The sequence below is a fragment of the Xylanibacter ruminicola 23 genome, from assembly GCF_000025925.1.
In the GTDB taxonomy this organism is placed as follows: domain Bacteria; phylum Bacteroidota; class Bacteroidia; order Bacteroidales; family Bacteroidaceae; genus Prevotella; species Prevotella ruminicola.
The window spans coordinates 1791871-1817430 of sequence record NC_014033.1; the positions used below are offsets into that span (position 1 = coordinate 1791871).

General features: G+C 48.8%; 24 protein-coding genes and 1 pseudogene. 15 read left to right on the top strand and 10 right to left on the bottom strand.

The genetic code is table 11. The features are described 5' to 3' along the window. Positions 1 to 13: 13 nt before the first annotated feature. Both PRU_RS07765 and PRU_RS07770 read right to left on the bottom strand, forming a co-directional pair. Complete coding sequence (locus tag PRU_RS07765; protein ID WP_013065437.1) at positions 14 to 307, bottom strand: hypothetical protein; 294 nt, start codon at positions 305 to 307, stop codon at positions 14 to 16. 2 nt (positions 308 to 309) lie between these two features. Next, entirely contained in the window at positions 310 to 945 is a 636-nt protein-coding gene (locus PRU_RS07770) for a lactate utilization protein (RefSeq protein ID WP_013064110.1), read from the bottom strand. A 189-nt stretch (positions 946 to 1134) separates the two neighbouring features. Between PRU_RS07770 and PRU_RS07775 the strand changes: the two genes are divergently transcribed. Further along, positions 1135 to 1533 (top strand): GNAT family N-acetyltransferase, encoded by a 399-nt coding sequence (locus PRU_RS07775; RefSeq protein ID WP_013063177.1) that lies wholly within the window; start codon positions 1135 to 1137, stop codon positions 1531 to 1533. Between the two features lie 19 nt (positions 1534 to 1552). On the opposite strand, the gene PRU_RS07780 is transcribed toward PRU_RS07775, so the two are convergent. Continuing rightward, positions 1553 to 2455, bottom strand: coding sequence for a helix-turn-helix transcriptional regulator (locus PRU_RS07780; protein ID WP_013064225.1), 903 nt, complete (start codon positions 2453 to 2455; stop codon positions 1553 to 1555). A 158-nt stretch (positions 2456 to 2613) separates the two neighbouring features. Here PRU_RS07780 and PRU_RS07785 point away from each other — a divergent pair, with 158 nt between their 5' ends. The 9 genes and pseudogenes from PRU_RS07785 to PRU_RS16295 all read left to right on the top strand — a co-directional run bounded on the left by PRU_RS07785 (position 2614) and on the right by PRU_RS16295 (position 8724). Then, entirely contained in the window at positions 2614 to 3549 is a 936-nt protein-coding gene (locus tag PRU_RS07785) for an EFR1 family ferrodoxin (RefSeq protein ID WP_049769111.1), read from the top strand. Between the two features lie 32 nt (positions 3550 to 3581). After that, entirely contained in the window at positions 3582 to 4028 is a 447-nt protein-coding gene (locus PRU_RS07790) for a putative quinol monooxygenase (RefSeq protein ID WP_224083038.1), read from the top strand. Positions 4029 to 4030: 2 nt separating this feature from the next. Next, positions 4031 to 4606 carry a cyclophilin-like fold protein gene (locus tag PRU_RS15315; protein ID WP_049769112.1) on the top strand — a complete coding sequence of 192 codons (576 nt, stop codon included), beginning with the start codon at positions 4031 to 4033 and terminating at the stop codon, positions 4604 to 4606. Further along, positions 4603 to 5742 (top strand): alpha/beta hydrolase, encoded by a 1140-nt coding sequence (locus PRU_RS07800; RefSeq protein WP_218140767.1) that lies wholly within the window; start codon positions 4603 to 4605, stop codon positions 5740 to 5742. The genes PRU_RS15315 and PRU_RS07800 overlap by 4 nt, the downstream gene beginning before the upstream one ends. Before the next feature lie 664 nt (positions 5743 to 6406). Further along, positions 6407 to 6889: a hypothetical protein gene (locus tag PRU_RS15850; RefSeq protein ID WP_143040043.1), complete on the top strand. Its 483-nt coding sequence runs from the start codon at positions 6407 to 6409 to the stop codon at positions 6887 to 6889. Beyond that, complete coding sequence (locus tag PRU_RS07810; RefSeq protein ID WP_013064636.1) at positions 6886 to 7551, top strand: ABC transporter ATP-binding protein; 666 nt, start codon at positions 6886 to 6888, stop codon at positions 7549 to 7551. The genes PRU_RS15850 and PRU_RS07810 overlap by 4 nt, the downstream gene beginning before the upstream one ends. Before the next feature lie 189 nt (positions 7552 to 7740). Then, complete coding sequence (locus PRU_RS07815) at positions 7741 to 8208, top strand: PaaI family thioesterase (protein ID WP_041386730.1); 468 nt, start codon at positions 7741 to 7743, stop codon at positions 8206 to 8208. A 30-nt stretch (positions 8209 to 8238) separates the two neighbouring features. After that, positions 8239 to 8463: pseudogene (locus PRU_RS16290) on the top strand (hypothetical protein); the annotation flags it as partial. A gap of 21 nt (positions 8464 to 8484) precedes the next feature. Continuing rightward, positions 8485 to 8724: a DUF4298 domain-containing protein gene (locus PRU_RS16295; RefSeq protein ID WP_224083082.1), complete on the top strand. Its 240-nt coding sequence runs from the start codon at positions 8485 to 8487 to the stop codon at positions 8722 to 8724. A gap of 58 nt (positions 8725 to 8782) precedes the next feature. Here the strand turns inward: PRU_RS16295 and ppdK are convergent, their stop codons facing one another. Further along, complete coding sequence (ppdK, locus tag PRU_RS07825; protein WP_013063640.1) at positions 8783 to 11503, bottom strand: pyruvate, phosphate dikinase; 2721 nt, start codon at positions 11501 to 11503, stop codon at positions 8783 to 8785. Between the two features lie 201 nt (positions 11504 to 11704). On the opposite strand from ppdK, the gene rlmD reads away from it, so the two are divergent. Both rlmD and PRU_RS07835 read left to right on the top strand, forming a co-directional pair. After that, positions 11705 to 13156 (top strand): 23S rRNA (uracil(1939)-C(5))-methyltransferase RlmD, encoded by a 1452-nt coding sequence (rlmD, locus tag PRU_RS07830; RefSeq protein ID WP_013064746.1) that lies wholly within the window; start codon positions 11705 to 11707, stop codon positions 13154 to 13156. A gap of 116 nt (positions 13157 to 13272) precedes the next feature. Beyond that, positions 13273 to 14451, top strand: a complete 1179-nt coding sequence (locus PRU_RS07835; RefSeq protein WP_013063537.1) for a porin — start codon at positions 13273 to 13275, stop codon at positions 14449 to 14451. On the opposite strand, the gene PRU_RS07840 is transcribed toward PRU_RS07835, so the two are convergent. Further along, positions 14412 to 15869: an oligosaccharide flippase family protein gene (locus tag PRU_RS07840; protein WP_013064342.1), complete on the bottom strand. Its 1458-nt coding sequence runs from the start codon at positions 15867 to 15869 to the stop codon at positions 14412 to 14414. The two genes, PRU_RS07835 and PRU_RS07840, sit on opposite strands and share 40 nt — an antisense overlap. A gap of 95 nt (positions 15870 to 15964) precedes the next feature. Between PRU_RS07840 and PRU_RS07845 the strand changes: the two genes are divergently transcribed. Both PRU_RS07845 and PRU_RS07850 read left to right on the top strand, forming a co-directional pair. Further along, positions 15965 to 16915 (top strand): glycosyltransferase family 2 protein, encoded by a 951-nt coding sequence (locus PRU_RS07845; RefSeq protein ID WP_041385945.1) that lies wholly within the window; start codon positions 15965 to 15967, stop codon positions 16913 to 16915. Beyond that, positions 16912 to 18027 carry a glycosyltransferase family protein gene (locus tag PRU_RS07850; protein ID WP_013063581.1) on the top strand — a complete coding sequence of 372 codons (1116 nt, stop codon included), beginning with the start codon at positions 16912 to 16914 and terminating at the stop codon, positions 18025 to 18027. The genes PRU_RS07845 and PRU_RS07850 overlap by 4 nt, the downstream gene beginning before the upstream one ends. On the opposite strand, the gene PRU_RS07855 is transcribed toward PRU_RS07850, so the two are convergent. Both PRU_RS07855 and PRU_RS07860 read right to left on the bottom strand, forming a co-directional pair. Further along, positions 17975 to 19147 (bottom strand): glycosyltransferase, encoded by a 1173-nt coding sequence (locus PRU_RS07855; RefSeq protein ID WP_013064959.1) that lies wholly within the window; start codon positions 19145 to 19147, stop codon positions 17975 to 17977. The genes PRU_RS07850 and PRU_RS07855 overlap by 53 nt on opposite strands. Before the next feature lie 9 nt (positions 19148 to 19156). After that, the gene (locus PRU_RS07860; RefSeq protein WP_013063861.1) at positions 19157 to 19699 is read right to left on the bottom strand and encodes a 30S ribosomal protein S16; all 543 of its coding nucleotides are present in this window, start codon (positions 19697 to 19699) and stop codon (positions 19157 to 19159) included. Positions 19700 to 19831: 132 nt separating this feature from the next. On the opposite strand from PRU_RS07860, the gene PRU_RS07865 reads away from it, so the two are divergent. Further along, positions 19832 to 20743, top strand: a complete 912-nt coding sequence (locus PRU_RS07865; RefSeq protein ID WP_013064673.1) for a glycosyltransferase family 2 protein — start codon at positions 19832 to 19834, stop codon at positions 20741 to 20743. Here PRU_RS07865 and PRU_RS07870 read toward each other — a convergent pair. From PRU_RS07870 to PRU_RS07880, 3 genes are all read right to left on the bottom strand, one after another. Beyond that, the gene (locus PRU_RS07870) at positions 20720 to 21184 is read right to left on the bottom strand and encodes a hypothetical protein (protein WP_041385946.1); all 465 of its coding nucleotides are present in this window, start codon (positions 21182 to 21184) and stop codon (positions 20720 to 20722) included. The genes PRU_RS07865 and PRU_RS07870 overlap by 24 nt on opposite strands. Before the next feature lie 166 nt (positions 21185 to 21350). After that, positions 21351 to 24512, bottom strand: a complete 3162-nt coding sequence (locus tag PRU_RS07875) for a glycoside hydrolase family 2 TIM barrel-domain containing protein (protein WP_074683808.1) — start codon at positions 24510 to 24512, stop codon at positions 21351 to 21353. 98 nt (positions 24513 to 24610) lie between these two features. Further along, positions 24611 to 25387: a transposase gene (locus PRU_RS07880; RefSeq protein WP_013065025.1), complete on the bottom strand. Its 777-nt coding sequence runs from the start codon at positions 25385 to 25387 to the stop codon at positions 24611 to 24613. Positions 25388 to 25560: the final 173 nt, after the last annotated feature.

Here is a 25560-nt window from a genome sequence, read left to right on the forward strand (position 1 = left end):
AAAATGGAACCGACTACGTCCAGAACTCTTTTTCGCCAGTCGGTTCCATTTCACCATTACACTTGGGGCAGGTGTGCTTATCCCACACCCTGATTTTATCACTGCCGCATTGCAGGCACAGGCGCCCCACCTCACTGCGGTACGACGGAGCCACATCGGCTATGATGCCACCCACCACCAGGTTCTGGATGGTGTGGCAGTCGGGGCATGATACGGCCGTGATTTCCTGACGGAAGAGTCCGCGCCCCTCGTACACCTCGGCCTCGTAGCCGCATTGCTTACAGCGATATTTCAGTTTCCAAGCCATAATTAATACCCGAGGGTTTCGCCTACCAATACTACTACATGGCGGCCTTGGGGTGAGTTACGGAGAAAATGAACGTAGCTGCAGATACACTCCGGCGAGTTGCAGTTATGGCACACGCCATCCGTATGGCAAGGCGTATGAATATCGAAACGGGCCGCATTGATGGGCGATGCCGTGCTACGCGCCCTTGCGAGGGCAGCCTCTACATTCTGAGCCACTTTATTCAGACCGATAACGAAGATTACCTTCTTAGGTCCCCAGGTGATGGCAGCCACACGGTTTCCGTTGCCATCGATATTCACGATAACACCGTCTTCCGAGATAGCGTTGGCACTCGACAGGTAAACATCGGCCGAAAAAGCCTTGAGATAAACGGATTGTTTCTCTTCAGGCGTTTCTGCCAGGTCGCGATCCAGAACCTCCAGTGTGCCACGATCTTTCAGATATTGCGGGATACCCAGGTCGCGTACGGTCATCGTACCGCCCCAAGTCACACTGCTGCCGTCGGCGATAAGGTCCGAAACTTTCTTCACGGCCTCTTCTGCCGTCGCACAATAGAAACCCTCTATGTGGCGACGTTTCAGATTCTTGATAATCGTCTGAGCCAGGAGCTCATTTCTTTGCTTTTGTGGTGTCATAACTTAACTCTTTATTTCACAAAACATACTGATTTCATTGCAAAGATACATTTTTCTCCACGTTTTTTCGTACTTTTGCACCCAAGTTTACGATACTTTAAGATAAGGAAATGGTACAATTAGAACCGATACTGCAATAAGAAAACGTTTCAGGAGCTGACCACGAATGAGCTGTACGAATTACTTAGAGTGCGTAGCGAAGTATTCGTGGTTGAACAGAACTGCGTTTATCAAGATATGGACGGAGATGACCAGAAATCCATTCACTTGTGGCTGACAGTAGCCGACAAGATTGTAGCTTTGGCTCGTGTATGCCCCGCCGGTACTCACATGAAGGAGATATCTATTGGCAGAGTGATCACCACCGAGCGAGGCAAAGGGTATGGCAAACAAATCATGCTTCATGCCATCGAAGCAGCTGAAAACCATTTCGGCGCAACACTTATCGACATAGAGGCACAGGAATATGCCAAGGGATTCTACGAAAACGTAGGATTCGAGCAGTCGTCCGACACCTTCATGCTCGACGGCATTCCTCACATCAAAATGACTTGGACTAAAGATCTGGCCGCCGTCTCACGGGGATGACACCTGGAGAGTATAAAAACTACAGTTGATTTTTCCCTAAGAACTCGCTGGGAGTAAGCCCCGTGATGCGCTTGAAGAGACGAGTAAAATGGTGGGGGAAATCGAATCCGAGCAGGCGGGAGGTCTCGCTGATGTTGTGACCCTGCATCAACAGACTTTTCGCCTGATTGATTATATAATTATGTATGTAACCGATAGCCGTGCCACCAGTGGCCTTGTGGACAATATCGCCAAAATAACGAGGCGAATAGGCCAGTTCGGAAGCGCACCAAGCGACGGTAGGCAAACCCTGCATCAGCTGACGGTTCTCACGAAAATAGGTTTGAAGCAAGTTGTGAAAGCGCTTCAGCAGGTCAGCCTCTCCCCTGTCCTCTTCGAAAAGCTGGCGCTGATAGATACGATTACAGTATTCCAGTATCAGGCGCAGATAAGCCAGCAGCACGCTTCGGAGTGAAGGTGAATCCTCGTGCGTCTGCAACTCTTGTCGCATCTGTGCCACCAACTGCGTGATGCTGAGCCATTCGTCGGGCTCCATGCGCAGCGAACCATCAAAGAAATACGAGAAGAACTGATAGCGGTCTATCTGGCGTTCCAGTTCAGTGCCGTGCAACAGTTCAGGCGACCACAGCAATACCCAACCACACAACGAGATACGCTCGCCATTGTCTTCCAATCCGCCTATCTGTCCTGGTTCTACAGCTATAATGGAGGCATCGCTTACCTGCAGCGTCTTCATACCGTAAGAGAGCGTATTGGGAAACTGTCGCTGGATGAACAGACCATACACGCCATAGTTGTTCAGGCTATGACGGAAGGGCGCCAGCTCGTCGTAATGGATGATGCTAATTAATGGGTGCAACACCGGAGCATCCACAAAACGAGCATAGTCGTTAGGACAATCAACCTTCAAAATATTCCTCATATCGGGAACAAAGATACACAAAATAATCTAATAATGGTAGAAATTTAATGGTTTTTTAGCACTTTCTGCGAAATTGGTATATAATCAGCCAATTTGTGTAATAGCTATATAATATATAATGTGTACCTTTGCACCCAGAAACTTAGAACAGTTATCCTATGAACATCAACAAACCTATCAGTCGAAGAAAAGCACTCAAGGTCATGGGCCTTGGAATGTTTGCAGCCTGCGTTCCGACGCTTCCGTCGTTTGGAGAGTCCCCAAAGGAAAATGAGAAGAAGACCAAACGTCTGATCTTCTATTTCTCTGCAACCGGCAATAGCCTTTATATAGCCAGGCAGTTGGGCGGAGATGAAGCGACCTTGCTGAGCATCTCACAGGAAATTCACAACGAGCATCCTGATTATGAGGCAGAAGAAATAGGATTCGTGTGTCCCGTCTACTGTTTCATTCCTCCTGCCATTGTCCAGGATTTCATTGCTCGTTCATCTTTCAAGGCCGATTATTTCTTTACAGTGGGCACTTATGGAGCCCATAGCACGATATTCCCAGAGTTCGTTGATGACCTTGCCAAGAAGCACGGTTTTCAGATGAATTATATCTCTACCATCCAGATGGTCGATACTTACCTGCCGTATTTCGACATGGAAAGGGAATTGGCCGACCCCAAGCTTCAGCGTATTCCCGAAAGAGTTGCCACAGTTCTTGCTTCTATCAACAATCGCGAAAACTATATTCAGGAGGTTACAGAGCAGGACAGGATGATATGTGACGGATATTACCGCATGTCGGGACGCGACCGCCAGCGCCCGACTATGACAAGATCGGAGAAGATTGTCTTTGCCACGGATGACTGCATCGGATGTGGAGTTTGTACTTCGGTTTGTCCGCATGGCTCCTGGAAAGTGATTGATGGTCATTCGGTTGCCAATGGGGTATGCGAAAATTGTCTGGCATGTGTTCACAACTGCCCGAAGAAAGCAATTTCAATCATTCCCACGCCTCCTGAACCCGAAGAGGCAAACAGGAATGCACGATATCGTAATCCGAATGTCAGCTTAGCTGATCTCATCAAGGCCAATAGTCAACAATAATATGAAAGTAATTTCTTTAAAGAGAATCTGAAATGAAGAGATTGAAGATAACGATTATCTCAATGACTTTAGCTACAACAGCAATTGCTCAGGGTGTGATGGATGTGCACTCACACCTAGGAGAAAAGCCATCAGCAGCCATCGCCACTGCAAACATGATTGTCCGCATTGCTGAGATTGAGGTCTATCCGCAGTATATGAAGGAATATCTCGCCTTTGCTAACGAGGTGGATCGCCTGAGTATAGAGCGCGAGCCTGGTGTCATCTGCCTGTATCCCATGCAGAGTGCCGAAGACTCATGCCAGATTCGCATCCTCGAAATCTATGCCTCCGAGGAAGCTTACCAGCTGCATCTGAAGACCCCTCACTTTCTGAAGTACAAGCAGGGCACGCTCCACATGGTGAAAGACCTGAAACTGCCCACGATGAAGCCGCTCGACCCAAAGACAATGAAACTGATATTCAAAAAGCAGAGATAACGATGCATAAGTATTTATTATTTTTAGCCGCCATGCTGTTCTGCAGCTGTTCTGCAGACAACGAAGCGAAAGCAGAAACACCTACTATGAATAAAATTTATATCACTATCGGTGGACAAACGCAAAGCGCGACACTTGTGGACAATGATGCCACACGCGAGTTGGTTGCTGCTCTGCAGGATGCGCCCATAACAGTGACTCTCAACGACAACAATTTTGAGATATGGGGTTCTTTAGGCAAATCGCTGACAACGAAAAACGAGCAGATGACAGCCCAACCCGGAGACATCGTTCTTTATAACGGCAGCAACATATGCATCTTCTACGAGTCAAACTCCTGGAGCTATACTCGTTTAGGACATATCGACGGACTGTCAGAAAATGAGCTTCGCACATTCCTGAAGGCTGGCCAAAACAACATCAGTGTGACGCTTTCGCTTACTTCAAGTACGACCGCCATCAAGAGCGTCAATGGTAATCGTTTGAAAAATGGAGATTATTATTCTCTGAATGGCGTGAAAGTGGAGAACCCTTCAAAAGGTATCTATATCAAGAACGGTAAAAAAGTTATATTATGAGAACAATAATCATCACAATGCTGCTGGGCGGAATGCTCGTAGCATGTAACAACAAACAAACTATTAATAACGATATGGAACAGAAGTTAGAATTGACGCAGGAGTGGGATAAGGTGTTCCCGCTGAGCGAGAAAGTGAACCACCGCAAGGTGACGTTTGAAACACAGTATGGACTGACGCTGGCGGCAGACCTCTATACGCCTGCGGCGAGTGAAAAGTTAAAAGTGAAAAGTGAAAAGTTGCCTGCCATCGCCGTCTCTGGGCCTTTCGGCGCCGTGAAGGAGCAGTGCAGTGGACTCTATGCCATGAAGATGGCAGAGCGTGGTTTCGTGGCGCTGGCTTTCGACCCTTCCTATACGGGTGAGAGCAGCGGTGAACCGCGCCGCACGGCTTCGCCCGACATCAATACCGAGGACTTTATGGCTGCGGTCGATTTCCTGTCGAAGCAGGACAATGTGGATGCCGAGCGTATTGGCATTATCGGTATCTGCGGTTGGGGTGGCATCGCACTGAATGCTGCCGCTACCGATACTCGCATCAAGGCTACCGTAGCCTCTACGATGTATGATATGACTCGTGTCAGTGGCAACGACTATAACGATGCTTTCGACAACGAGCAGTGGCGTCATAGGAACCGCGAAAACCTTTCAAAGCAACGCCTCACCGACCCCAACGCGATGGCTGGAGGTGTGCTGGATACCGTGCCCCCACAGGCACCCAACTTTGTGCACGACTACTACGACTATTACAAGACCGAGCGCGGATATCATGCCCGCTCCGGCAACTCTAACGACGGCTGGCGCGTCATCGGTACACAGGCCTACGCCAACAGCCGCTTCCTCTACTACATCAACGAGATCCGCTCTGCTGTTCTTGTGATGCACGGAGCTGATGCCCATTCACGCTACTTTGGCGAGGCTGCTTATCACTATATGGTGGATGGCAAAGCTGAAGGTTATAAATTTGTTGGCGAGCCAAATCCCAACCCCGAGAACAAGCAACTGCTCATCATACCAGATGCCTCTCACTGCGACCTCTATGATGGCGGCTACGAGGAAAAAGCAGGTCAGGGTCAACCCAAGAACATGATTCCGTGGGATAAGCTGGCAGAGTTTTTCAAAACGTATTTGAGATAGGCTTAGGCACAAGCCACACCAATAAACATCTCCCAAATCGAAAAGATTTGGGAGATGTTTCGATAAATCTCATTGCCACAAAATAACATAATGATAACATACGCTTAACCAATCTTTTTCTTGAGAGTACCTATCTTTGCACCATCAAATAAACAACTAATAAAAGACATAAGCAGAATATAACATGTACGACATATTGAGGCTATATGGGGGACTTAGAATCAGATGCCTGTGGCGGATGATTAGGGAGCTGAAACTCGCGGCTATTCCCGCCCTGTTGCTCCTTATGTTATTGGGAGTAATAACATGGAAAGAATTGGGGACGGCTCCCGTCTATTATAGCGTGCTGGTTGATGTAACCCTGCTATTGGCCTGGCACCTCACGCGCAGCGATAGCGTGTTTCTCTGCTCCATCTTTTGCGAAAGACGTACGAAGATGTTGTTCTTCGCAGAATACACGCTTCTGTCCGCCCCTTTCCTGTGTTTCTTCCTCTATCGTAGCGCACCTTGGGCTGTAGCCATCGTTCTACTGGCATTGGTGATCGTGTGCTTCTTGCCTTGCGGAGGCATCTCCTTGCGCCTGCCCACATGCCCGTGTCTGGCCTCCGGCAGTTACGAATATCATCGGGCAGCGCGCCTCACGCTCCCCCTACTCTTGCCACTCATGGCGGCAGGAGCCATTGGTGCCTACATCGGCAACCGCCATCTGGTCATCGGTGTCAGTATGATAGCCGTTTCTGTCTTCAGCATGTTGATGATGCGCGAGTGGCATATGGAGTATCTGTTTCATTACAAGAGTGCTGCGAGGTTTCTCCGGCTGAATTTGCTGTTTGCCCTGAGAAATGCGTGCATCATCTTTCTGCCTTTTATCGTATGTCTGCTACTTGTTGCCCCCAGTTGGTCGCAGTTGCTTTTAGGCGAATCCTACTGCCTTGGTGCAAGTCTTCTGCTGTTTCAAGTAGAGATGCTTTGCTTCGTAAGCGGCGGAACCAACAGTGGTAACGACCTCATATCAGCCCTTGTGTATGTGGCCTTGAATGTCATTTTCTGCGTGTCGGCACTGGTGCCACAGGCCTTAGTGCTCTCCGTCATCGTGTCCGTCATACTGGCTTATCATGCCTATTTAGTAATCAAGAAATATAAATGATGATTGAAATCAGGAACTTAACAAAGAAATATCGTGAGCTCACGGTCATCGACAACTTCTGCCACTCGTTTGATGGCGGCAAGGTGTATGGCATCATGGGCGAGAACGGCGCAGGCAAGAGCACGCTGTTCAGATGTATTGCCGGAATCGAGTCGTACGACGGTTCAGTCGTCGTCAACGAGAACAAGCAGATTGGTTACATGAACGATACGCCCTTCTACTACTCTTACGTCACAGGCATGGAACACATCGAGTTCTGTCTGCGTGCCAAGGGTAAGACCATCAGCCGAGACGAGATTGAGCAGTTGAATGAGAAGTTCGCCCTGCCGCTCCAGAGATACGCCAGCAGATACTCCTTAGGCATGAAAAAGCGCCTGATGCTGCTGACGTTGATGCTGCAGGACAACGACATCGTCATCATGGACGAACCCTTCAACGGCATCGATCTTGCCGGAACAATCATCCTAAGACAGTGGCTCAAGGACCTAAAGGCCCAGGGCCGTTGCGTCATTCTTTCCTCACATATTGTTGCTGCCATCGCTGACATCTGCGACGAGATGACCTACATCCACCAGGGAAAGGCCGTCTGCGACTTCTCTGGTATGTCAGCAGCATCTATCGAGCAATATATCATGGAAGAATTCTTGTCACATTTATCGTGATTATCGTGACGCATAAAAAGAGAGCGCAACTCCCGATTTCTCTAGGAGTTGCCCTCAATTTGCACTTCTCACAATTATCTGCCATATTGATAAATCATAAAGTATTGTAAAGATGGATGCAAATGTACAAATAATCAATTATAAATCAGTACCTTTGCAGTGATAATTAATATGTTTTTTGAAATTATGATGAAGAAAATAATAAACCCTTGGCGTAACCATGAGGGGTATAACTGTTTCGGTTGCAGTCCAGACAATCCTATTGGACTCCACATGGAGTTCTACGAAGATGGTGACTATATCGTGAGCACCTGGCATCCTGAGCACAATTATCAGGGCTGGGTAGATACCATGCACGGTGGTATTCTGAGTACTTTGATCGATGAAGTGTGCGGTTGGGTAGTCACTCGCAAGTTACAGACAAGCGGCTATACCGTTCAGCTGAATGTAAAGTTCCGCAAGGCGGTTCCTACGACTGAGCCCGAACTGACTATCAGGGCAAAGGTTACGAAGCAGGTTCGTAATCTGGCCTATATCAGTGCAGAAATAACGAACTCGAAAGGTGAACTCTGCAACGAGGGCGAGGCCATCTACTTCCTGATGAACGAGGAAAAGGCCAAAGAAATGGGATTCATGCATTGTGATGTTGAAGAATAACAACGATAAGAAACTGTTTGATTGAGTATGATAACCATCGATACGATAAACATGTGCTCGCACCTGCAACGCAAGCTATTCGAAAAGGATGGCCAATATCATTCTCTATGGATAGCCATACAGGATGATTCAGAACTGACTGCCGTAGTCCGTTCTCGCCAGCTACATATTTATCGCAATGGCAAGAAAGTGCTTGTACTGGCAGGAAAGTCTGCACCAAAGATTATCAGAGAGGACCCGATTTGCAAGCTATTACAAATTGAGCGAATAAAGTGGATGGAGCAACGTTTTAATTATGCCTTGGCTGCCATCAAGAATGGGACTGTAGATTCGCAGAAGGCTATCAAAGATGATATTGCCGAACTCAGCAAATACTATGGTAGTGAGTTGTGGAAATTGGACTTTGCTGCTGATGAAGCAGGAAAACTTCCCCCAGACCTCAAACGCGGAGTTCTATCAGAAGACGGCATTTGGAACCTGCTCGTTGACTATAGTGAGATTCAAAAGAAAAAGTAATAAAAATCCCCGCCAAGGTAAAACTTGACGGGGTTCTTTTTTATAGTGATTGAAGGGATTACTCTTCAACAGCTGCCTGGGCGGCGGCGAGGCGGGCGATGGGCACGCGGAATGGAGAACAAGATGCGTAGTTCATGCCAATCTTAGCGCAGAACTTAACTGAGCTGGGCTCACCACCATGCTCACCACAGATACCGCAACGCAGGTCAGGACGAACCTCACGACCCTCATTAACGGCAAACTTGATGAGACGGCCAACACCCTTCTGGTCGAGTACCTGGAATGGGTCAACCTTCAGGATCTTCTTATCGAGGTAAACAGGCAGGAACGATGCGATATCGTCGCGGCTGTAACCGAAGGTCATCTGAGTCAGGTCGTTAGTACCGAATGAGAAGTACTGAGCCTCTGAAGCAATCAGATCGGCTGTGAGGGCAGCACGTGGAATCTCGATCATTGTACCAATCTCGAACTCAACCTCGATACCATACTCAGCGAATACCTCCTTAGCGGCATACTGGATAACCTCCTTCTGCTGCTTGAGCTCGTTGATAGTACCAATCAGAGGAACCATGATCTCAGGCATTGGGTTCTTACCCTCCTTCTTCAGCTCACAAGCTGCAGAAAGGATAGCCTTGGTCTGCATAGCAGTAATCTCAGGGAATGTGATACCCAGACGGCAACCACGGTGACCCAGCATTGGGTTGTTCTCAGCAAGTGAGTCAACACGGCGCTGGATTTCCTCCAAGCTAACGCCCATCTCCTTAGCCATGGTCTGCTGACCAGCCAGATCGTGGGGAACGAACTCGTGGAGAGGGGGATCGAGCAGACGGATGTTAACGGGCAGTCCGTCCATAGCCTCGAGGATACCCTTGAAGTCGGCCTTCTGATAAGGCAGCAGCTTAGCAAGAGCCTTCTCACGTCCGGCAACGCTGTCGGCCAGAATCATCTCACGCATAGCAACAATCTTCTGATCCTCGAAGAACATGTGCTCGGTACGTGTAAGACCGATACCCTTAGCACCGAAAGCGCGAGCCACCTGTGCATCGTGTGGAGTATCAGCATTGGTACGAACCTGCAGCTTGGTGTACTTGTCGCAGAGGTCCATCAGCTCCTTGAAGTCGCCAGAAAGCTCGGCAGCCTTGGTTGGAACCTCGCCAGCATATACCTGACCAGTTGTACCGTTCAGAGAGATGAAGTCGCCCTCCTTATATGTTACACCGTCGATCTCAACAGTCTTATCCTTATAGCTTACATTCAGAGCACCAACACCCGATACGCAGCACTTACCCATACCACGAGCCACAACGGCTGCGTGAGATGTCATACCACCACGAGCGGTCAGGATACCCTCGGCAGCAGCCATACCAGCCAGGTCCTCAGGAGAGGTCTCGATACGTACGAGTACTACCTTGTGGCCATTCTCGTGCCACTCCTTAGCGTCGTCAGCGTGGAATACAATCTGACCGCAAGCAGCACCTGGAGAAGCGGGCAGACCCTGTGCAATAACCTTAGCAGCAGAGAGAGCCTTCTTATCGAATACAGGGTGCAACAGCTCGTCGAGCTTCTGAGGCTCGCAGCGCTGGATGGCAGTCTTCTCGTCGATCATACCCTCGTGGAGCAGGTCGATAGCAATCTTAACCATAGCAGCACCAGTACGCTTACCGTTACGTGTCTGGAGGAACCAGAGTTTGCCCTCCTGTACGGTGAACTCCATATCCTGCATATCGTGATAGTGGTGCTCCAGCTTATCCTGGATACCATTCAGCTCGGCATAGATCTCAGGCATAGCCTCCTCCATTGAAGGATACTTGGCAACGCGCTCCTCCTCAGAGATACCAGCGCGCTCAGCCCAACGCTGAGAACCAATCTTGGTAATCTGCTGTGGTGTGCGGATACCGGCAACAACGTCCTCACCCTGAGCGTTAACCAGATACTCACCGTTGAACAGGTTCTCACCATTAGCAGCATCACGGCTGAAGCAAACACCAGTAGCTGATGTATCGCCCATGTTACCGAATACCATGGCCATTACTGATACGGCTGTACCCCACTCGTCGGGGATTCCCTCCATCTTACGATACAGGATAGCGCGCTCGTTCATCCAAGAACGGAACACAGCGCAGATAGCACCCCAGAGCTGCTCGATAGGATCGTTGGGGAAGTCCTTACCAGTGCGCTCCTTGATGGCAGCCTTGAACAGCTGAACCAGCTTCTTCAGGTCCTCAACAGAGAGGTCCTTATCCAGAACAACACCGCTCTCCTTCTTAACCTTCTCGATAATCTCCTCGAATGGATCGATATCAGTTTTATTTACGGGCTTCATCTCGAGTACAACATCGCCGTACATCTGTACGAAACGACGATAAGAGTCGTACACGAAGTGAGGATTATTTGTCTTCTTAGCCATACCCTCGGCCACCTCGTCGTTCAAACCAAGGTTCAGGATGGTGTCCATCATACCAGGCATTGAGGCACGGGCACCAGAACGAACAGATACCAACAGAGGATTCTGGGCATCGCCGAACTTACAGTTCATCAAATTTTCAATGTGCTTCACGGCAGCCATCACGTCATCGTTCAGCAATTCCATAATCTTCTGCTGACCAACCTGATAGTACTCATTACAACAATCTGTGGTGATTGTAAAACCTGGAGGAACAGGCACACCAATGTGGTTCATTTCAGCAAGGTTAGCACCCTTACCGCCAAGCTCCTCACGCATCTTTGCGTTTCCTTCGGCCTTTCCATTTCCGAAGAGATAAACTCTTTTCTGACTCATACGTAATATTTATTTTTGTTGATGATAAATTATTTTTGATTAGATTCTGCAAAGATATTAAAATTCCATCAAATACACAAGAAAATAAAGCAAAAATTGCAAACTCGACCTTACATTTTTGTTTTTTTGACCTTTAAGGCATTAATAAATTTGGTTTTTCGCTCAATTTGCACTACCTTTGCAGCCAAATTAAGAAAGATTATGGCAAGAAACAAGAAACCATTACCGCTCCTTGAGGGCGTGGTGATTGAAGCTGTGGCTGCCGAGGGCAAATGTTTGTTCCACTGGAACGATCTGGTGGTGTTTGTGCCTTTCTGTGTGCCTGGCGACGTGTGCGATGTACAGATTCGCCGCAAAAAACACTCCTTTGCCGAGGGCGAGGTTGTTAGATTTATAGAATTAAGTAAGGTACGCGCGACCCCCTTCTGCGCCCACTTCGGTGTGTGCGGTGGTTGCAAATGGCAGAACCTGCCTTACGAAGAGCAGCTTAAGTTTAAGCAGCAGCAGGTGTACGACCAGCTGCACCGCATTGGCAAGATAGAACTGCCCGAGTTTATGCCTATCCTAGGTAGCGTTCACACTCAGGAGTATCGCAACAAACTCGATTTCGGATGCGCCAACAAGCGCTATCTCACCAAGGAGCAGATTCAGACACTGCCTAATGACGAGTCTCAGAGCCTGAAGGATGTGCCCGCTATCGGATTCCATATTACAGGTGCTTTCGATAAGATTCTGCCTATCGAGAAGTGCTGGCTGATGGACAACCTGCAGAACGAGATTCGCAACGAGGCCCGTGAGTATGCAATGGCCAACGGCTTATCGTTCTTCGACCTGCGTGCCCAGGTAGGACTGCTGCGCGATATCATCATCCGCAACAGCGCCAGTGGCGAGTGGATGGTTATCTTCCAGTTCCACTACGACCGCACATCGGCCGAGGCGCTGGCCCAGAGCGAGGAACAGGCCAAGGGACTGCTGCAGCACATCGCCGACAAATTCCCACAGATTACCTCGCTGATGTATCTCGACAATCAGAAGTGCAACGATACCATCGGCGACCAGGAGATATTGGTATTCAAGGGTATCGACCACATCTACGAGTTGATGGAGGACCTGAAGTTTAAGGTTGGTCCCAAGAGTTTCTACCAGACCAACACCGAGCAGGCCTACCACCTGTACTCGGTAGCCCGCAACTTTGCCGGACTTACTGGCAACGAACTGGTTTACGACCTTTACACAGGTACAGGAACCATTGCCAACTTTGTAGCCAAGAAGGCACGCAAGGTGATTGGTATCGAGTATGTACCCGAAGCTATCGAGGATGCCAAGATCAACTCTGAAGTAAACAAGATTGGCAACACCCTGTTCTATGCAGGCGATATGAAGGATATTCTGACAGAAGAATTCATTGCCGAGCACGGACATCCGGATGTAATCATTACCGACCCACCACGTGCCGGTATGCACCCCGATGTGGTAAAAACCATTCTTGGAGCAGCACCAAAGCGCATTGTTTACGTAAGTTGCAACCCTGCCACTCAGGCTCGCGATTTGCACGATCTCGACGTAGATTATCGCGTGGCAGCTGTTCAACCCGTTGATATGTTCCCCCACACACCACACGTAGAAAACGTGGTGCTGCTGGAGCGCAGATAAAATAATTTGGGGCAAATACTTGGGAGTTTCAATAATTTTTCATATATTTGCCCCAAGTTTAACTAAAAACATTTTTGACGAGCAACTACATTACTAATTTTTAAACTCATATTACAATGAAAAAGGTATTTTGGATGATGGCGCTTATGGCGTCGATGACAATCACAGCTAACGCCGAAAATCTGGTTGAAGCAAGTGATAATCTGGAGCCCTTATCAGATGCTGACGTAGCACTTCTCAACTCTATGGAGGCTACACAGCAGAAGGCTACCATCGAGGTACCCGCCTGGGTAAACAACATCAAATTCAGCGGCTACGGCATGCTGCAGTATCAGGCCGAGGACAAGGATAATGCGCACAGCAATACATTTAATCTGCGTCTGGCCCGTTTCATCCTTGATGGTAAGATTGGTGATTTCGACTGGCGTGCCCAGATTCAGGGCACCAACGCTACCGGTCCTGGTCAGCCTACCGTTCAGTTGGTCGACCTCTATGCTGAGTGGCGTAAGTATCCCGAGTTCAAGATTCGTGCAGGTCAGTTCAAGCGTGCCTTCACTTACGAGAACCCCACCCACCCCATCACACAGGGATGGCGTAGCTATGCCGACGTAATCAACAAGCTCTCTGCTTTTGGTGACCGTACAGGTGAGAAGTCGTCAGGTGGTCGTGATATCGGTATCCAGTTCTCGGGTGATCTGTTCCCCAACGCCAATGGTCGCCGTGTGTTCCACTATCAGCTGGGTATCTACAACGGTGAGGGTGTGAACCAGAAGGATATGGACAACCGTAAGGATATCATCGGTGGTGCATGGATTATGCCTATCAAGGGCTTGCGCATCGGTGCCTTCGGATGGACAGGTAGCCGTGGTGGCATGCTGGATCCTAATACTGGCAAAACCATCAGTATTAAGAAGAACCGTTATGCCCTGTCTGCCGAGTACGACCTGAACGATTACACCTTCCGTGCTGAGTATATCCACAGCCAGGGTTGGGGTGCTAAGTCGCCTGGTAACAACGTACGTGAGATCGACTACAGCAAGGGCGACAAGGCCGATGGTTGGTACGTATTTGGTATCGTGCCTCTGGTTAAGAGCAAGCTCTACGCAAAGGCTCGTTATCAGACCTACCGTAATCAGAAGGAATGGGCTACATCAGTTAATCAGGTTGAGTGCGGTTTAAACTATCGCTTTACTAAGAATCTCGAGCTGCATGCTGAGTATTCACGCGTAAACGATCGCTCGCTGGCTAAGCACAACTACAACTTGTTCGACATGGAGCTCGACTTCAGATTCTGAAGCGCATAAAGAGCACTCGCCACGATAGCCACCAGCTCTACCAACCAGTAGACGATGCCATCCAAGAAGATGGTGCAGGCATAGGCGAGAAATCCAAACAAAAGCAATACGATTGCATATCGATATACGGCTGCCGACATACGGTAGCCGTATTTTTTATAAGCATAACCGTTAATCATCAGGCACTCGAACACATGCGCCAATGTGATGGCAATACCAGTACCCAGCAAGCCCCAATACTGATAGCCCACTACCATCAGCAGCACAAACGCCACATAATACGCTGCCTCTAACATCAGATAGGTCATCGAATAGCCTCGTGCCAACGTGATGTAAGCCACAGGCATTGTGAGCACCTTGAAAAACATGGCCAATGCAGCCACCTGCGCCATAGGCACTACGGGCACAAACTCGCTGGTGAAAAGATAAGGAATAAGTATTGGCAACAAGGCGATGAGGGCTGTAAGCATGGGGGCCACTATCAACAGCGACACCTCCATCTGGCGATTCACCGTAAGATTGGTTGCTGCCACATCATGGTTAACAGCCGAGAGACGCGGATAATAATCGGTTTCCATAGCCGAGAACACCATACCTGCATAGGTAATGGTAAGCATATAGCCTGCATTATAAAGGCCCAGCACTTCAAGATCGCCCATCACATTCAGGTACGAGCGCACAAACATCTCGGCCCCGCTACCCACAATGCCTGCCAACGTAAATGACACACCCAGACGAACCATTTCCATACCCTCGCCCAGAATGCCTCGCGTGCCTCGCAACTGCAACGGAAATATGCGCCACGAGAACCATAATGTGGCACTCATGGTAGCAAACGCCATCAGCACAATAACAGGCACGATACCTGCCTGACCGAACATATAATAAATAGGTATGGCGATAACCAACGACGCCAAGGCAGCTACAATTTGTACCAAAGCCAAGGCCCCCAGCTTTCGCACGCCTTTCAGGATAGCCGTTTCGCCTCCCGTAATAGCCAGCATACCAATGGCAGGCGCCAACAACACAAAATGCAGGGTGTGATTGCCCCACGAGAAGGTGGCATTACTGAAAAACGGACCTAAAACCACGCATACCAGCATACCCAGCAAAGCAGTAAGTAAGCACCAGCCACGCACCACTTTTACATAGTGGGCAGTATGCTCGGTATCGCCGGCATCGTAGCATTCCGATATATGGCGCACCGCACTCATGGCAATACCTAAGTTAGTGGCCTGTGATATCAGCTGCACCGTGGTATTAAAGAGCGACACCAAACCCATACCACCAGGCCCCAGCAGCATGGCCACGATTTTATTGCGCACAAGACCTATCAACACATTCAGGCCTTGCACCCCGCCAAATACACCCGTGTACTTCAGCACGTGGCTATAACTCTCGTTGCGCTCTTCGTTCATAATTCCTTAAAAACAAACGCAAAAGTAAGCAAATTATTACGATTATCCAAATTAATTTGGAATTTTGCTCGCTTATTCGTACCTTTGCAGCCATAATGGTAGCAAATCAACAAGAATCAACACCGATGGTGAGTTTTATCATCACCTATTACGAGTTACCCGTAAAACTGCTTTGCGAGTGCCTCAACAGTATCTTTGCGTTATCGCTCAGCGACCAGGAACGTCAGGTTATCATTGTCGATGATGGTTCCGAGAACAGTCCGTTACCAGCCCTCCAGCGTTATGCCGATAAAGTGATTTATCTGCGACAGAAGCATCAGGGACTGAGTGTGGCCCGCAACACAGGTATCCAGATGGCTACCGGCAAATATCTGCAGTTTGTGGATGCCGACGACCAACTGATTACATCGGGCTACAATGCTTGTCTCGACATCATCCGCAAGCATACCGATGCCGACATGGTGCTGTTTGATTTCGCCGACGAGCCAGCCACCAGTGGTACCAGTTTTATGCGTCACCATAACATCCACGGATCAGCCTGGGGCTACCTGTTCCGCCGGGCTACCTTAAGCGATTTGCGATTTACACCAGGCATCTATCACGAGGACGAGCTCTTTACCCCTCAACTGCTGATACGTGCCGAGGTAGTTTATCCCACCCAGGCAAAAGCTTATAGCTACAATAAGCGCCCCGACTCTATCACTACAAACCAGGATGCAACCCACATAGAGAAACGACATACCGATGCTCTGCAGGTGATTTTTGAGTTGAACAAGATGGCCGACCGTTTGCCCAAGAACGATCAGCTGGCTATGGATCGCAGAGTGGCCCAGCTTACGATGGACTATCTCTACAACACCATCATCCAAACCCGTTCGCTATCCGTCACGCTGCAACGTATCCAAGTGCTGCGTGCCGAGGGGTTGTTCCCCCTACCCAATCGCAACTACACCAGCAAATACCAGTGGTTCCGCCGCCTGTCGAACAGTAAATTAGGTTTGGCCACCCTTGTCAAGGTGCTGCCACTCATGAAGCGAGAAAGATGAGGATACTACTCTTTGAGGATTATAGCACGCTGCACACTCTGTTGGCAAAGGGGCTGCGCGAGTTAGGCCATCAAGTAACACTGGTGGGCAATGGCAATATGTTTCACGATCTGCCGCGCGACATCGATATACGGCGCAGCGATGGTCCTTTTTCCGGCATCCGCCACATGGCCCGGATGCTCAGTCTGCTGCCACGCTTCACAGGCTATGACATCGTGCAACTCATCAATCCCGACTGCTTCGGCTTAAAGGCAGAAAGAGAGTATTTCTTCTACGATTTTCTGCGCCGTCACAACCGCAAAATGGTGGTGGGGGCTTTTGGTTGCGACTGGTATTGGGTGGACGATGGCTTGCACCACAAGACCTTCAGATATGGCGATTTCTATATTGGCAACCAGATGCGCAACGACGCTGCTGCCCAACAGTTTATTCACGAATATGTAAACACGGCCAAGGGCGACTACTGTCGCTATGTGATGGAAGATGCCGACCGAATCCCCACCTGCCTCTACGAATACCAGGCTTGCTATGCCCATTATTTCCCCGAGAAGAGCGAATATATCCCGTTGCCCATAGAGATAGAGAACGACACCCCTACTCACCTGTTCGATGGTAAACGCCTACGTTTCTTCATCGGCATCGACAAGGCTCGCAGCCAGTACAAGGGCACCGACATCATGCTGAGTGCTCTGGAGCACATAGCCGCCAAGCATCCCGACTCCTGCGATATCATCAAAGTGGAGAACTTGTCCTATGCCGACTATCAGCAGTCTATGAATAGCAGCGACGTGATGCTCGACCAACTATACAGCTACACCCCTTCCATGAACTCGCTGCTGGCCATGAGCAAGGGCATCATCGTGGTGGGCGGTGGCGAACCCGAACAATACGACCTGATTCATGAAACCAGTCTGCGCCCCATCATCAATGTTGAGCCCACCTATGAAAGTGTGTGCGCCCAGTTAGAGTGGCTGATAACCCATCCTCAAAAAATCAACCAATTAAAGGCCGACAGCATCAGCTACGTCAAGAAACATCACGATTACAAACAGATTGCCCTCAGCTACGAGGCCATGTACCAGTCATTACTTCAGCAATCTGAGCGCCGATAACACTTGGCGCGAAACGCCTTTCCACCAGTTCTGCCAGATGTCGCCCTTCCTCTTCTGTCACAGGTCGGCCGACGGCTTTCTGCATCTCCTTCATCAAAGCTTCGGCATCGCCTACTGGCACATAGCGAAAACCAGCATCCAACTGCATACTCTTGGGCACCCCTTGGGTTGATATGGCAGGTATGCCAGTGCTCATCGCCTCGGCTATCACCAGTCCTTGCGACTCATTGCGAGTGGCCAGCACCAAGGCATCCGACTGATAGTATAGCCGTTTCATCCCCTCGGCATCCAATGCGCCATGACATGTCACGTTGCCTTTCAGTCCATAGAATCTCATCAGCTTTCGGCAGTCCTTACTATCAGTACCACGTCCAGCGATATGCAATTCTGTTTCAGGACACACCTTTGCCAAAAGGGCAAAGGCCTTGAACAGCACGTCATAGCCTTTGCGATGGTTAAACACCGCAGGGCAACAGAAAACAAACGGACGGCCATCCAAGGGTTGTCGTTTCTTGAATGCATAGAAGTCGGTATCCACCACATTGCTGATGGTGACATGGCAAAAATCATGTCCAAAATAGTCAGCCAACTCAGCCACCAGCTCATCCGACACGGTAATCACCTGGACAGCCTCATGATAAGCCTCCTTCAGCAGCGGCACCTGCCAAGCTGTAGTTGGTGCTTCGCCAAGTTCCAACTTAAATATATCCTTTGGCAAATGCTCGGTAATGACGTACGGGATATCGTACTGCTTTCTGATTTGCATAGCAGCATAGCCAGCCCATTTGGCACAGTGGGCATGCAGAATATCCGGTTTGCCGTATTTAGCTACATACTCGGTAAACATCGAGCACACTATATCCACCCAACACATGACATTGTGGTGTACCATGCGTGGCAAACCACGCTGATAGCTCTGATAAATGGTAATACCATCGCGCTCGTGCTCAAAACGACAAGAGGGAAGGACCAGAAAGTCCTTCCCTCCGATGGTGATACCTAATTGCACATTACTTAAAATACGAACCTCATGTCCTAAAGCCTTTAAAGCTTTAGCCTGCTCCAAACAGAACTCGCCTCCGTAAGGGGTAAAGAATGAAGGGATTTCGAGTATGTGCATAGCATAGCCTTATGCCTCAGCAGGAGCCTCCTCAGTAGCGGGAGCCTCAGCAGCGGCAGCAGCAGCCTCGGCCTCAGCCTTAGCAGCAGCCTCAGCAGCCTTCTTGTCAGCTACCTTCTTAGCAATTGCCTCGTTAACGGCCTTCTCAGCCTTCAGGGCATTAGCAGCAGCGTCCTTCTTAGCCTTAGCCTCAGCCTCAGCGATCTTGTTCAGACCGTTCTGCTTGTCAGCCTTCCAGGCGTCGAACTTCTTCTGTGCAGCAGCCTCATCGAAAGCGCCCTTCTTTACGCCACCCTTCAGGTGCTTCATCAGGTAAACGCCCTCACGGCTCAGGATGTTACGTACAGTGTCAGTGGGCTGAGCACCTGTCTCTACCCAGTACAGTGCACGCTCGAAATTCAGGTCAACTGTGGCAGGATTGGTGTTAGGGTTGTAAGTACCAATCTTTTCAGTGAAACGACCATCACGTGGTGCACGAGCGTCGGCGATTACGATGCTGTAGAAAGCATAACCTTTGCGACCACCGCGCTGCAATCTGATTTTTGTTGCCATTTTTTAAATCTTTAATTTTTTGTTAATAATTTGAATTTCATGCTCTTAACTCGTAAAAGCGGGTGCAAAATTACAACTTTTCCGTCAATCCACAAAATATTTTCATCTTTTTTTGTATTTTTGCACTCTGAAATGTCACAACGTAACGAAAAACAGTTATCCATTCTGATTCCAGTGTACAATCAGGTATGCGTGGAATTGGTAAACCGATTGCATGAGCAAGCGGTAAATCTTGGCATTGATTTTGAGATACTTGTAGCCGATGACGGGTCGACAGATCCAAGTTGTATCGAGGCTAACAGTGCGATAGATAATCTGAGTAATTGCAGATTCCTAAGGCAGCCCGAAAACATGGGGCGTGCTGCCATCCGTAATTATCTGGCTCGCGAGTCATCCCTCGCGTACCTATTATATATAGATAGCGATATGAGTATCATCAGCCCCGATTTTCTTTCGCGCTATTTATCATGCTTACCAGCTACAGTGGTTGATGGTGGTGTGGTAATCAAAGCCACAAACGACAACCAGAAACAATTGCTACGCTATCGTTATGAGAAATCCGAGGAACTGAACCACATAGCAACAGAACGCCAGAAGCGCCCCTACCAGCATCTGCACACTGCCAATCTGCTGATAGAACGCCAACTGATGTTGCAACACCCTTTCTGCGAACGCATCAGGCATTATGGCTACGAAGATGTGTTGTTAGGCAAAACGCTGCAGCGCCATCATGTGCCCATTGTTCATATCGATAATCCAGTTGGGTTCTGCACCTTCGAATCGAATGCCGATTTTGTGGCAAAAACCGAAGAAGGTCTGCGCACACTCTGCGAATTCCGCAACGAACTGAGAGGCTATTCGCGTTTGCTCACATTAGTTCAGGGTATCCATATCCCCGCCATTCTGTGGCTCATCCGCCTGTGGCACCGATTGTTTGGAGCAACAGAAAAGCGGAACCTTTGTGGATCCCGCCCTCTACTCTCTCTTTATCAATTATACCGCTTGGGGTATTATCTTACTCTACTCAAGCACCGAGAAGGTTAGTTTCTCGTAACCTTCAAAGTCGTCGAACTGAATCTGGAAGTCGGCATACTGGTAGTAGTTACCGCCAGTATTATGCGTATCCTTCAGTGAGTTACTCTTAGCCAGTGTGTTCAGAATCTGATTGTAAACCACCTTGTCGTTGTTATCATCAGCAATCTGAATGGCCATAGATGTAACAATTCCACCTACTACCTTATAGGTGTAATCACCTGCAGCATAGAGCTGGAACTCATCAGTTTCCAGGATTGTCTCCAGTTCACCAACCTTCTCTACGAGTTCGTCGTATGTCAAGTTTACATGTGTAATGGGCACGCGATTCTCGTCGAGCTTAATATAAGTGGTGTCACACTCACTGGTGACCTGAGCATCCTCTGCATAGCTTACGATCGGACCCATCATCAGGGCGATCAGTAAAATTGTAACTTTTTCTCTCATCTTCATATCAATCCATCTTTGTTTCACGGTGCAAAGGTAATAATTTATAAGGTACCCTCCAAGCGTTTTTGGCTAAAAATTCATAAAATAACCGCCTGCGGGCTACTTTTTGACCGAAATCAAGCCGCAGGCGGTTACACTTTGCTATTTAAACGCTTAAAATGCGCTCATTTTATTTTTTCACTGGTCGGATAGCGAATGTAAAGTCATAATCCTTATACTCCATCATATACTCTTTTCTGGGCCATGCACCCCATGAGTTTACGCATCCCAATCCCATCTGGCGCTGCTGAATGTGCACCTGAGTCAGTGGGCGCTCAACCAGGTCTCCAGAATGGCGTCCAATCTTCTTGTCCTTCACAGCACCGTCGTCCAGATCCTCAGTCAGGAACTTCAGCGCGCTGGCCTCCATAGGCGCATTGCTGTAGAACTCCAGTCCGTTGCCCTCAGCATTCACTACGCGGAACCAACGCACATCGGTGTGGTTACCAGACTCCTGTGGACGGATGTAAGAGAAGTACTCGTTCGAAACCTTATTTTCGTACACGCCGATAAACTCGCTCGAATTGCGGTCGATATAGTTCTCCACCGGACCACGACCATAGTAGCAGATAGCATCAAACTCCTGAGGCATCTGCAGCTGCATGCCATAACGGAACATCGGAGCCACCTTGGCCTCCTTATCAGCAGCCAACTGCTGGCGAACAATCACCTCACCCTCGGCAGTCAGTGTGTAGGTCATGGTCAGAGTAGCCTTCACATCAGGCATATCAAATACCGATGTCACGGTGTTGCCATCAACCTTGCAGTCCTTCAGTTTCATCTGTGGGTTCTTCCAAACACCAAAGCGGTTCTGCAGTCCAGCACCGTAGTCGTTATCTGTTGGTGCACGCCAGAACTCTGGAACGATGCTCTCGCGATCCACCAGCATGGCCTTACCATCCACATCCAGATAGTCAATCCAACCACTCCACTTACCAATGGTCAGTGTCGTACCAGCAGCCTCCATCTTTACATAGCTCTCAGTTTCTTCAGTGTTTATTGTTTCATGTTTAATGTTTAATGTTTCATGTTTAATGTTTAATGTTTCATGTTTAATGTTTAATGTAGGATACTGATAGTTGCTCAGTGCAAACTGCTGGCGAGCCATCACCTGTCCCTTCTCTACCAGTGGCTCAGCCTCCTTGGTTTTGAACTGGAAGATCACGAAAATCTCCTGATCGCCATGGTGACCCAGCACACGCTCGATGGTCTTTTTCAGTGTCTCATCAGTAATCACCTTACGCTGTTGTGGAGCAATACCGCTCACATCAATCTTACCACCGTGTCCAAAGGTCATACCCTCAGGACGGTTGCCATCGTGATGATGTGCACCTGCGCCACCAACAAACCACTCCAGCTCCAGGTCGTCGAGTGTCTTAAAGAAGTTCTCGTTGTAAACCTCAAAGCGTCCTTCTTTCAATCCCTTATCAGCAATCCAGGCGTTCTGATAGTAGTAACGCACCTCATAGGCATGAGGGTTCAGTCGGCGGTCGGGTGCGATAATACCATTACAGTTAAAGTTGTAGTCGCTGGCAGGATAGCGGCCATAGTCGCCACCATAAGTAAATATCTCCTTACCAGTAACCTTGCTCTTATCGCGCATACCCTGATCTACAAAGTCCCAGATGTAACCACCCTGGTAGTGAGGCTCCTTGCGAATCAGGTCCCAGTACTCTTCGAATCCACCCATCGAGTTACCCATGGCATGAGCATACTCACACTGAATCAGTGGCTTCTCAACCTTACCGCCAGTCACTTCACCCTTCGAGTATTTCTCGCTCCAGTTATAGTCGGCATACATGGGGCAGTAGATATCTGTAGCACCCTCGATGCCTGCACGCTCATACTGGCATGGACGTGTCTTATCGTATGCCTTCACCCAAGCGTAAGCCTTCTCAAAGTTGGCACCATAGCCAGCCTCGTTACCCAAGCTCCACACAATAATGCTGGGGTGGTTCTTATAAGTAATCATGTTACCCTCCTGACGCTCAATGTGAGCCTTTTCAAAATCAGGACGGATAGCCAGAGTCTTCTCATTGTAACCCATACCATGGCTCTCCAGGTTGCTCTCAGCAGTCAGGTAGATACCATACTCATCGCACAGGTCATACCAACGTGGATCGTCGGGATAGTGACAGGTACGCACAGCATTGATGTTCAACTGCTTCATTATCTTAATATCCTGAATCATGCGATCCACACTCACGATGTAGCCACCATCAGGATCCAACTCGTGGCGGTCGGCACCCTTAATCAGGATAGCCTTACCGTTCACCAGCAGCTGTCCGCCCTTAATCTCAATGTGGCGGAAACCAATCTTCTTCTTGATAACCTCAAGTGTCTTATTGCCCTGCTTCAGATATATAAATAAGGTGTACAGGTTAGGCGTCTCAGCAGTCCAAGCCTTGGCATTAGGTACATTAAACATTAAAGATGAAACATTAAATTTCAGTCCTTCAGCCACTGCATTTCCCGCAGCATCGTATAGGCTTGCTTCAAGGTTAGCCTTACCAGCCAGTTTCACATCCACGTTCAGCACACCATTGCCCTGCACGTAGTCCTGACCGATGGTAATATCCTTGATGTGCACCTTAGGTGTAGCATAGAGATACACCTCGCGGGCAATACCCGTGAAGCGCCAGAAGTCCTGATCCTCCAGATAGCTACCATCGCACCAACGCATAATCTGCATGGCAATCAGGTTCTTACCTGGCTTCAGATACTTGGTGATATTAAACTCTGCAGCCACCTTCGAATCCTCCGAGTAGCCCACATACTTACCGTTCACCCAAACAGCCAGGTTACTGGTAGCCGAACCTACATGGAAGAAAACCTCCTGACCTTTCCAGTTTGCAGGCAGGTCGAAAGTGCGACGATACGAACCCGTGTAGTTGTTCGTCTCGCCAATGTATGGAGGTTCGTTCTTAAAGGTTGTGCACCAAGCATATCCCATGTTCTTATAGGTCTTGTCGCCATAGCCCTCAATCTCAAACAAACCGGGAACAGGAAAATCCACCCATTTAGAGTCGTCGTACATCAGGGCATAGAATCCCTTAGGCGCATCCTGATGGTTCTTTACGAAATTGAACTTCCACTTACCCTCCATCGACAGGTAGCGGTCGCTCTGCTTTTTGTCGCCCTTAGCTTTGTCCTCATTCTCGAAGGCAAAGAAGTGTGCCCTACGCGCTTCGCGGTTCTGCTGGTTCACACTGGCGTCCCTCCACACGGGTGTTTTCTGTGCACTCGCAACTGAGAATGCACCACACACACATAATAATACAAGTTTCCTAATCATATTGGTTGTTCATTAATGAATTTTTTGATAATCCGTGCAAAGATAGCAAGAATTCATCAAAACACCAAGCAAACTCCCTATTTTTTAACATCCTCTTACAGGTTCTGTATCACGCCCCTGCCTATCCCCGTTAGTTTTTCAAGTTGTCGTATCGATGCCCCTTTCTTTCTCAAATCCGCCAGTGTCTTCAGTTGCTCCGCCCTTGTCAGTCCTAAAAACTCTATCATACTGGCGGTTTTAGTCATGTCGTACAGCATCACCAATACCTGTTCGTCCTTAGGTCGTCGCATCTCATCCGTCAGCGGTCCTATACATGCCGCCAGCCTGGGCACTGGTGCCGATAGCATCCGCACCATATCCTCTTGGTTCATCTGCTGATAGTTAGCAGGTATCTCGCAAATACGCGGCAGTTCACTCTCCTCCCCTACGTACTCATGCCAACTACTATACGGATAGTGTTCGGCATCCCACACCTTCATGCGCTCCGGTGCCTGACTGATGTGCCTCAGCACCGTGTTCCATCGCTCCTCATTCTCCACCGGTTCGCTTACAAACCTGGCCCTGTAGATGGCGCCGTCGCGGTCGTATTTATCATTAAAGTAGTGTGCATAGGCCGCCGCTATGCGTCCCATCGTCACACTCACCGTGTCGGCCTCCTCCTTCAGCAGCAGGTGAAAGTGGTCCGGTAGCAAGCAGTACGCATACACCGTAAAATACCGCTCCTCACCATCCTTCGCCGTTTGCAACCTCTCCAGTATTTCAATAAACGTCCGGTAATCCTCATCATCTATGTAGATGTCACGGTGCCTCACACCCTGCATCAACACATGATACACCCCCGAACGTGCCCTCACTCTCGGTTTCCTAGCCATAAAAAATACTATTTTCAACTCTCGAGTGTAACGAGTGTAATGAGAAAATGAAACTTTCACTATGGAAATACATTTGGGTCGAGGTGAATATATTTATATAGAGAAAGTTGCAAAAACTCGCTACACTCGTTACACTAATTGAAGAATATCATTGTTTCGCTTTTACAATGGTA

Excerpts from the sequence above, each read along its gene's own strand:
- PRU_RS07815 (WP_041386730.1), top strand. The coding sequence starts at position 7,741 with ATGAAGAAAATAATAAACCCTTGGCGTAACCATGAGGGGTATAACTGT.
- ppdK (WP_013063640.1), bottom strand. The coding sequence starts at position 11,503 with ATGAGTCAGAAAAGAGTTTATCTCTTCGGAAATGGAAAGGCCGAAGGA.
- PRU_RS07860 (WP_013063861.1), bottom strand. The coding sequence starts at position 19,699 with ATGGCAACAAAAATCAGATTGCAGCGCGGTGGTCGCAAAGGTTATGCT.
- PRU_RS07880 (WP_013065025.1), bottom strand. The coding sequence starts at position 25,387 with ATGGCTAGGAAACCGAGAGTGAGGGCACGTTCGGGGGTGTATCATGTG.
- PRU_RS07810 (WP_013064636.1), top strand. The coding sequence starts at position 6,886 with ATGATGATTGAAATCAGGAACTTAACAAAGAAATATCGTGAGCTCACG.
- PRU_RS07790 (WP_224083038.1), top strand. The coding sequence starts at position 3,582 with ATGAAGAGATTGAAGATAACGATTATCTCAATGACTTTAGCTACAACA.
- PRU_RS07840 (WP_013064342.1), bottom strand. The coding sequence starts at position 15,869 with ATGAACGAAGAGCGCAACGAGAGTTATAGCCACGTGCTGAAGTACACG.
- PRU_RS07835 (WP_013063537.1), top strand. The coding sequence starts at position 13,273 with ATGAAAAAGGTATTTTGGATGATGGCGCTTATGGCGTCGATGACAATC.
- rlmD (WP_013064746.1), top strand. The coding sequence starts at position 11,705 with ATGGCAAGAAACAAGAAACCATTACCGCTCCTTGAGGGCGTGGTGATT.
- PRU_RS07845 (WP_041385945.1), top strand. The coding sequence starts at position 15,965 with ATGGTAGCAAATCAACAAGAATCAACACCGATGGTGAGTTTTATCATC.
- PRU_RS07785 (WP_049769111.1), top strand. The coding sequence starts at position 2,614 with ATGAACATCAACAAACCTATCAGTCGAAGAAAAGCACTCAAGGTCATG.
- PRU_RS15315 (WP_049769112.1), top strand. The coding sequence starts at position 4,031 with ATGCATAAGTATTTATTATTTTTAGCCGCCATGCTGTTCTGCAGCTGT.
- PRU_RS07865 (WP_013064673.1), top strand. The coding sequence starts at position 19,832 with ATGTCACAACGTAACGAAAAACAGTTATCCATTCTGATTCCAGTGTAC.
- PRU_RS07870 (WP_041385946.1), bottom strand. The coding sequence starts at position 21,184 with ATGAAGATGAGAGAAAAAGTTACAATTTTACTGATCGCCCTGATGATG.
- PRU_RS07770 (WP_013064110.1), bottom strand. The coding sequence starts at position 945 with ATGACACCACAAAAGCAAAGAAATGAGCTCCTGGCTCAGACGATTATC.
- PRU_RS07855 (WP_013064959.1), bottom strand. The coding sequence starts at position 19,147 with ATGCACATACTCGAAATCCCTTCATTCTTTACCCCTTACGGAGGCGAG.
- PRU_RS07800 (WP_218140767.1), top strand. The coding sequence starts at position 4,603 with ATGAGAACAATAATCATCACAATGCTGCTGGGCGGAATGCTCGTAGCA.
- PRU_RS16295 (WP_224083082.1), top strand. The coding sequence starts at position 8,485 with ATGGAGCAACGTTTTAATTATGCCTTGGCTGCCATCAAGAATGGGACT.
- PRU_RS07765 (WP_013065437.1), bottom strand. The coding sequence starts at position 307 with ATGGCTTGGAAACTGAAATATCGCTGTAAGCAATGCGGCTACGAGGCC.
- PRU_RS07850 (WP_013063581.1), top strand. The coding sequence starts at position 16,912 with ATGAGGATACTACTCTTTGAGGATTATAGCACGCTGCACACTCTGTTG.
- PRU_RS07780 (WP_013064225.1), bottom strand. The coding sequence starts at position 2,455 with ATGAGGAATATTTTGAAGGTTGATTGTCCTAACGACTATGCTCGTTTT.
- PRU_RS15850 (WP_143040043.1), top strand. The coding sequence starts at position 6,407 with ATGGCGGCAGGAGCCATTGGTGCCTACATCGGCAACCGCCATCTGGTC.